Here is a 5,990-nt window from a genome sequence, read left to right on the forward strand (position 1 = left end):
TGGCACCGTCCGGCCTCAAATCGACACGCCCGCCAGCGGCTCAGCCGACTCGACATAGGATGCGGGCCATGACGGAGCAGGGCAGCGACAACGGAGCCTCGGAGGCGGGCCCGGAGATCAGCCCAGACGTCGACCCCCAGCTCGAGGACCACGCCACCTTCGCCCACGTCGACGACGGGTTCCAGCGGCTCTGGACACCGCACCGGATGGCCTACATCGTCGGCGACAAGCCGAACGACGAACCCGGCTCGGGCTGCCCCTTCTGCACCGCGCCTGACAAGAGTGACGACGAGGGGCTCATCGTGCAGAGGGGCACCCACTGCTACGTCGTGATGAACCTTTTCCCCTACAACCCGGGCCACCTGCTCGTCTGTCCGTACCGCCACGTCTCCCTCTACGTCGATCTCACCGACGAGGAGACTGAGGAGTTCACGGCACTCACCAAGGCAGCGATCCGCGCCCTCGAGAAGGCGTCCGAGCCGCACGGCTTCAACCTCGGGATGAACCAGGGCGCTGTAGCGGGGGCCGGCGTCGCGGCCCACCTGCACCAGCACATCGTGCCGCGGTGGGGAGGCGACTCGAACTTCCTGCCGATCGTCGGCCAGACGAAGGCGCTCCCCGTGCTGCTCGAGGACGCCCGTCGGCGCATTCTCGCCACCTGGCCGGGTCAGTAGGCTGGCCTCATTATGCTCGACAGATTCCTCCGCGCGACGGTCACCAAGATCCTCGGCCCGATCGCCCGCCTCCTGCTCAGGCTCGGCATCAGCCCGGATATCGTCACCGTCGTCGGCACGGTCGGAGTCAGCGTCGGCGCGCTCTACTTCTTCCCGCGTGGCGAGCTGTGGATCGGCGTTCTCGTGATCACTGCCTTCGTCTTCTCGGACACCATCGACGGGATCATGGCCCGCCAGTCGGGCGGCTCGACCAAGTGGGGGGCCTACCTCGACTCGACCCTCGACCGCATCGGTGATGCGGCGATCTTCGGCGGCCTGGTGCTCTACTACGCGGGCATGGGGGACAACCGCGCCATGGCCGGACTTGCACTCGCCTGCCTCATCCTGGGCAGCGTCGTCTCGTACGCCCGCGCGCGGGCCGAGGGTCTCGGGTTCACGGCCTCCGTCGGCATCGCAGAGCGCGCCGACCGGCTGGTTGCCGTGCTCGTGGCCGCCTTCTTCGCGGACCTGTTCGACTCGACGCTCCTGCTCGGCGTGGTCCTCGCCCTGCTCGCCGTCGCCAGCCTCGTCACCGTGCTGCAACGGATCATGACGGTGCGCTCGCAGGCCCTCGCCGCTGGAGAGGTCAACCTTTGAGCCAGGCGCGAGGCATGACCGACGCTGCCGACGCAACCCCCGACCTCAAGGACCAGCTCACCGTCGCCGGCTTCAAGCTCGGCTGGCGGGCGCTGCGCGCCCTCCCGGAGCCGGTCGCCTACGGACTCTTCAACCGGATTGCCGACGTCGCCGTCCGCCGCGGCGGCAAACGGGTCGAGCGGCTTCGCGCCAACTACCGGAAGGCCCGTCCAGACCTTGACGAGGAGACGCTCGACTCGCTCGTGCGGGCCGGGATGCGCTCCTACATGCGGTACTACTGCGAGGCATTCCGGCTCCCCTCCCTCACCCGGGATCAGATCGATCGTGCCGTCGTGTCCAGCGGCGATGACGAGCCTCGCCGTTTTACCGAGAAGGGCGAGACGGTCGTGGTCTTCGTCGGCCACCTCGGCAACTTCGATCTCGCAGCGGCGTGGGCGGCAGGGAGCCTCGCCCCGGTGACCACCGTGGCCGAGCGACTCAAGCCCGAGGAGGTCTTCCAGGAGTTCGTCGCCTTCCGCAACGCCATCGACATGGACATCATCCCCCTGACGGGTGGCGACGACCCTTTCGCCGGGCTCGTCCAGACAGCCCGCGCCGGTGGCAGAGTCATCGCGCTTGCGAGCGACCGGGACCTGACGAGCAACGGCGTCGAGGTGGAGCTCGTCGGCCACCCGGCGCGGATGGCGAAGGGGCCTGCCGTCCTCTCTCTGCTCACCGGGGCGCCCTTGTACTGCGCGGCGATTCACTACGAGCCGGCGCCCAAGGGCTGCGGGCTCGGCGGCTACCGCACGGTGATCGAGTTCAGCGAGCGACTCCAGCCTCGGATCGGCGGCCCCACGGCCGCCAAGGCGCAGGACCTGATCCAGCAGTGCGCCGACCACCTGTCTGTGACGATTCGCCAGCACACGTCGAGCTGGCACATGCTCCAGCGAGTCTTCGTCGAGGACCTCTCATGACCCTCGTGCGATGGACTCGCCCATGAGAATCGGCATCGTCTGCCCGTACTCGTTCGACGTTCCCGGCGGGGTGCAGTTCCACGTCCGCGACCTCGCCGAGCACTTCATCGGCGAGGGCGAGGAGGTCTCGGTGCTCGCCCCGGCCGACAGCGAGACGGCGCTGCCCGAGTACGTCGTGTCGGCGGGACGGGCGACCGCCGTCCGCTTCAACGGCTCCGTGGCACGACTGGCCTTCGGTCCGGTCACCGCGGCCAAGGTCGGCCGGTGGCTCGACCACGGCAGGTTCGATGTCCTCCATATCCACGAGCCGATGTCTCCCAGCGTCAGCGTCCTCGCCCTCATGGCGGCCGACGGGCCCATCGTGGGGACCTTTCACACCTCGATGCTCCGGTCTCGCACGATGCAGGCGGCCTATCCGATCATCCGGCCCTCCCTGGAGAAGATCTCGGCTCGGATCGCCGTGAGCGAGGACGCTCGCCGCACGGTCACGACCCACGTCGGCGGAGATGCGGTCGTCATCCCGAATGGCGTCTACGTGGAGCGCTTCGCGGCCGCGCCGAAGCGGCCGGAGTGGAAGGGCACAGCGGATCGGCCGACGATTGCCTTCCTCGGACGGATGGCGGAGCCACGCAAGGGCCTGCCCGTCCTGGCCGCCGCCCTGCCCACGGTCCTGCAGCAGGTGCCGCGGCTGCGGCTGCTCGTCGCCGGGCCCGGGGATCCAGCCGAGATCACGGAAGGATGGCCGCAGGACGTGCGTGCGGCTACGGAGTTCCTGGGGGCGGTCTCCGACGAGGAGAAGGCGTCGCTCCTCTCGTCGGTCGACCTCTATGTCGCGCCGAACACCGGCGGCGAGAGCTTTGGAATCATCCTCATCGAGGCGATGTCGTCCGGGGCCTGCGTCCTGGCCAGTGATCTCCCGGCGTTCTCCCGGGTCCTGGACGGCGGCGCCGTAGGCGCGATGTTCGGCAACGAGGACCCAGCCGACCTCGCCCGCCAGCTCATCGGCCTCCTCGAGGAGCCCGAACGTCGCCGGGACCTCGCCGCCCATGGCCAGCAGCGGGCCCACCGTTTCGACTGGTCGGTCGTGGCCGACGAGATCCGCGCCGTCTACGAGACGGTGATCGAGGGTCGGCTCGCGGCCCAGACGGAGCCGCCAACGAGGTGGAACCGCTTCCTGCGTGGGGGTGCCCGATGAGCGAGGTCCTCTCGTGGGTCTTCGCAGTTCTCTTCGTCCTCGTCATCATCGCGTGGTACCTCACCTACACCGCCGCACGGCTCGACCGGCTCCACGTCAGGCTCACCGGCACCTTGGCGGCGCTCGACGCCCAGCTCGTCCGGCGGGCTGAGGCCTCCCTCGAGCTCGCCAACAGCGGTCTGCTGGATGGCGCGACGTCGCTCATCCTGGCGACCGCATCCGCCGAGTCGCTGGAGAACCCGGGTGAGCACGGCGAGATCCGCGAGGTCGTCGAGAACGACCTGACCGAGGCCCTCCACCACTCGCTCACCGAGCCCACGTGCGCGAAGATCCGCGAGGCCGGCCCTCTCGGGGTCGACCACTTGGACCGCCTCCGCTCGACCTGCACCCGCGTCTCGCTCGCGAGGCGGTTCCACAACGACGCGGTGACCGATGTCAGGCGGGTGCGGCGCAAGTGGGCCGTACGCCTCTTCCGCCTGGCGGGGCACACGCCCATGCCGCCCACGGTGGAGTTCGACGACGAGATGCCGCCCGCCCTGGTCGCCTGAGCTCCGTGCCCCAGGCGGTGGCGACCTGGCGCGGGTCGAGGGACCCCTCGGATGGGCCTACGATTCTTAGCATCAACCGAGCACGAAAGCAGGACGAGCGTGACCACTCCCGAGACCCAGTCTCACCCCCAGCCCGAGACCGGTACCGGCACGACCCGCGTCAAGCGCGGCATGGCTGAGATGCTCAAGGGCGGCGTCATCATGGACGTCGTCACACCGGAGCAGGCCAAGATCGCCGAAGACGCCGGGGCCGTCGCGGTCATGGCCCTCGAGCGCGTTCCCGCGGACATCCGCGCCCAAGGTGGCGTCTCCCGGATGAGCGACCCGGACATGATCGACGGCATCATCTCCACGGTGTCGATCCCCGTCATGGCGAAGGCCCGGATCGGCCACTTCGTCGAGGCGCAGGTCCTCCAGAGCCTGGGCGTCGACTACATCGACGAGTCCGAGGTGCTCACCCCGGCGGACTACGCGAACCACATCGACAAGTGGAGGTTCACCGTCCCGTTCGTCTGCGGGGCGACGAACCTCGGCGAGGCGTTGCGTCGCATCACCGAGGGCGCGGCCATGATCCGCTCCAAGGGCGAGGCCGGCACCGGTGACGTCTCCAACGCGACGACCCACATGCGCCAGATCCGCGCCGAGATCCGCCGCCTCCAGAATCTCCCCGAGGATGAGCTCTTCGTCGCCGCCAAGGAGCTCCAGGCTCCCTACGACCTCGTCGCCGAGGTGGCCCGCAACGGCAAGCTGCCCGTCGTGCTGTTCACGGCAGGCGGTATCGCCACCCCCGCAGACGCGGCGATGATGATGCAGCTCGGCGCCGAGGGCGTCTTCGTCGGGTCCGGGATCTTCAAGTCCGGCAACCCCGCGCAGCGTGCCGAGGCGATCGTCAAGGCCACGACCTTCTACGACGATCCCGATGTCATCGCCAAGGTCTCGCGCGGCCTGGGCGAAGCCATGGTGGGCATCAGCGTGGACGAGATCCCGCAGCCGCACCGTCTCGCCGAGCGCGGCTGGTGATTCAGACCCACCACAACCAAGCCGTATGCCGCTGGGCTCAGTGAGCTCAGCGGCATACCTCTGCGGGTGGCCGGGACCGTCAGGTCAGAACGGCGGCGGATCTTCTCGAGGCTCGTTCGGTGGCTCTTCGCCCGGGCTCGGCGCGCCAGGGTCTCGCTGCGCCTCGGTCCACGACTTCGGGTAGGTGACGTAGTCCCGTCCCGTCAGCGTCCGCCATCGCAGACCCCGCTGGGATGGTTCTCCGACCGGCTGGCACGAGGTCAGCCCGGCAGTCTTGGGCTGGTGGTGCCGGCGCCGGTCCAGCGGGCCCAGATTGCCCACCACCGTGGGGCCCTCCGGCCAAGCGGTGTGGTGGTCGATGTCGCACCGCCGCGCGTCGACGGTGCAGCCGGGGCCGCGACAGTGCCCGTCCAGGGCGCGGACCTGCTCGATCATTGCCGGTGTCGGCCGGTACCTGTCCGTGCCCAGCTCGAGTGCGCTCCCGGTCACGTGGTCCACGGCCAGCCACCGCCACACCGACCCCGGGGCCGTGATGACGTGGCGGGCGTGCTCGGGGGTGACCCAGGGGCGCCACGGGAGCGCACCCACAGACACCTGGGTCAACCGACTGCTCGTTCGGCTCCGAACTCGACGCAGTCATTGAGCGCGCGTTGTCGCTGGCGGGGATGCCGTGGGCGGGGCAGGGGCCGTACTGATGCCGAAGGAGAGCCTCGGCCGCCAGGTCCGCACGCAGTTGGTCGAGGTTCCGCTCGTCTCCGGCCTGACGCAACGACCGCGCCAGCTGCTCGATCCGATCGGCGACTGCGACGACCTGCTCGGCCGGCAGATGCAGGGCCAGAATCCCCATCCCATCCTCGGTCAGCTCGGCGGCCAGCCGTCGGCGCGCCGCCGCCTTCTCCCGTCGGGCCTTCGCCACGGCAGGATCGTGCAACGCCTTCAGTACCCGGGTCAGCCGTTGCCG

8 protein-coding genes are annotated in these 5,990 nt (G+C 69.5%); 7 read left to right on the forward strand and 1 reads right to left on the reverse strand.

Annotated elements, in window-relative coordinates; translation table 11 throughout:
- The first annotated feature begins 68 nt into the window (after window positions 1–68).
- From VIR15_RS01260 to pdxS, 6 genes are all read left to right on the forward strand, one after another.
- The gene (locus VIR15_RS01260; RefSeq protein ID WP_331925654.1) at window positions 69–674 is read left to right on the forward strand and encodes an HIT family protein; all 606 of its coding nucleotides are present in this window, start codon (window positions 69–71) and stop codon (window positions 672–674) included.
- 12 nt (window positions 675–686) lie between these two features.
- Window positions 687–1,310, forward strand: a complete 624-nt coding sequence (gene pgsA, locus VIR15_RS01265) for a phosphatidylinositol phosphate synthase (protein ID WP_331925655.1) — start codon at window positions 687–689, stop codon at window positions 1,308–1,310.
- A 14-nt stretch (window positions 1,311–1,324) separates the two neighbouring features.
- Window positions 1,325–2,266: a phosphatidylinositol mannoside acyltransferase gene (locus VIR15_RS01270; protein ID WP_331925656.1), complete on the forward strand. Its 942-nt coding sequence runs from the start codon at window positions 1,325–1,327 to the stop codon at window positions 2,264–2,266.
- Window positions 2,267–2,288: 22 nt separating this feature from the next.
- On the forward strand, window positions 2,289–3,461 hold the full coding sequence (locus tag VIR15_RS01275; protein WP_331925657.1) for a glycosyltransferase family 4 protein: 1,173 nt from the start codon (window positions 2,289–2,291) through the stop codon (window positions 3,459–3,461).
- The gene (locus tag VIR15_RS01280; protein ID WP_331925658.1) at window positions 3,458–4,009 is read left to right on the forward strand and encodes a hypothetical protein; all 552 of its coding nucleotides are present in this window, start codon (window positions 3,458–3,460) and stop codon (window positions 4,007–4,009) included. Before VIR15_RS01275 ends, VIR15_RS01280 begins: the two co-directional genes overlap by 4 nt.
- A 99-nt stretch (window positions 4,010–4,108) precedes the next feature.
- Window positions 4,109–5,029, forward strand: a complete 921-nt coding sequence (pdxS, locus tag VIR15_RS01285; RefSeq protein WP_331925659.1) for a pyridoxal 5'-phosphate synthase lyase subunit PdxS — start codon at window positions 4,109–4,111, stop codon at window positions 5,027–5,029.
- Window positions 5,030–5,113: 84 nt separating this feature from the next.
- On the opposite strand, the gene VIR15_RS01290 is transcribed toward pdxS, so the two are convergent.
- Window positions 5,114–5,632 carry a hypothetical protein gene (locus VIR15_RS01290; RefSeq protein ID WP_331925660.1) on the reverse strand — a complete coding sequence of 173 codons (519 nt, stop codon included), beginning with the start codon at window positions 5,630–5,632 and terminating at the stop codon, window positions 5,114–5,116.
- 91 nt (window positions 5,633–5,723) lie between these two features.
- Between VIR15_RS01290 and VIR15_RS01295 the strand changes: the two genes are divergently transcribed.
- The coding region (locus VIR15_RS01295) for a hypothetical protein (RefSeq protein ID WP_331925661.1) at window positions 5,724–5,990 on the forward strand (267 nt) is incomplete at its 3' end.

Origin of the sequence: Intrasporangium sp. (assembly GCF_036566125.1) — a bacterium.
Taxonomy (GTDB): domain Bacteria; phylum Actinomycetota; class Actinomycetes; order Actinomycetales; family Dermatophilaceae; genus Intrasporangium.

What these genes read in the sequence shown, in the direction of transcription:
- VIR15_RS01260 (WP_331925654.1), top strand. Translation starts at nt 69, where the DNA reads ATGACGGAGCAGGGCAGCGACAACGGAGCCTCGGAGGCGGGCCCGGAG.
- pgsA (WP_331925655.1), top strand. Translation starts at nt 687, where the DNA reads ATGCTCGACAGATTCCTCCGCGCGACGGTCACCAAGATCCTCGGCCCG.
- VIR15_RS01270 (WP_331925656.1), top strand. Translation starts at nt 1,325, where the DNA reads ATGACCGACGCTGCCGACGCAACCCCCGACCTCAAGGACCAGCTCACC.
- VIR15_RS01275 (WP_331925657.1), top strand. Translation starts at nt 2,289, where the DNA reads ATGAGAATCGGCATCGTCTGCCCGTACTCGTTCGACGTTCCCGGCGGG.
- VIR15_RS01280 (WP_331925658.1), top strand. Translation starts at nt 3,458, where the DNA reads ATGAGCGAGGTCCTCTCGTGGGTCTTCGCAGTTCTCTTCGTCCTCGTC.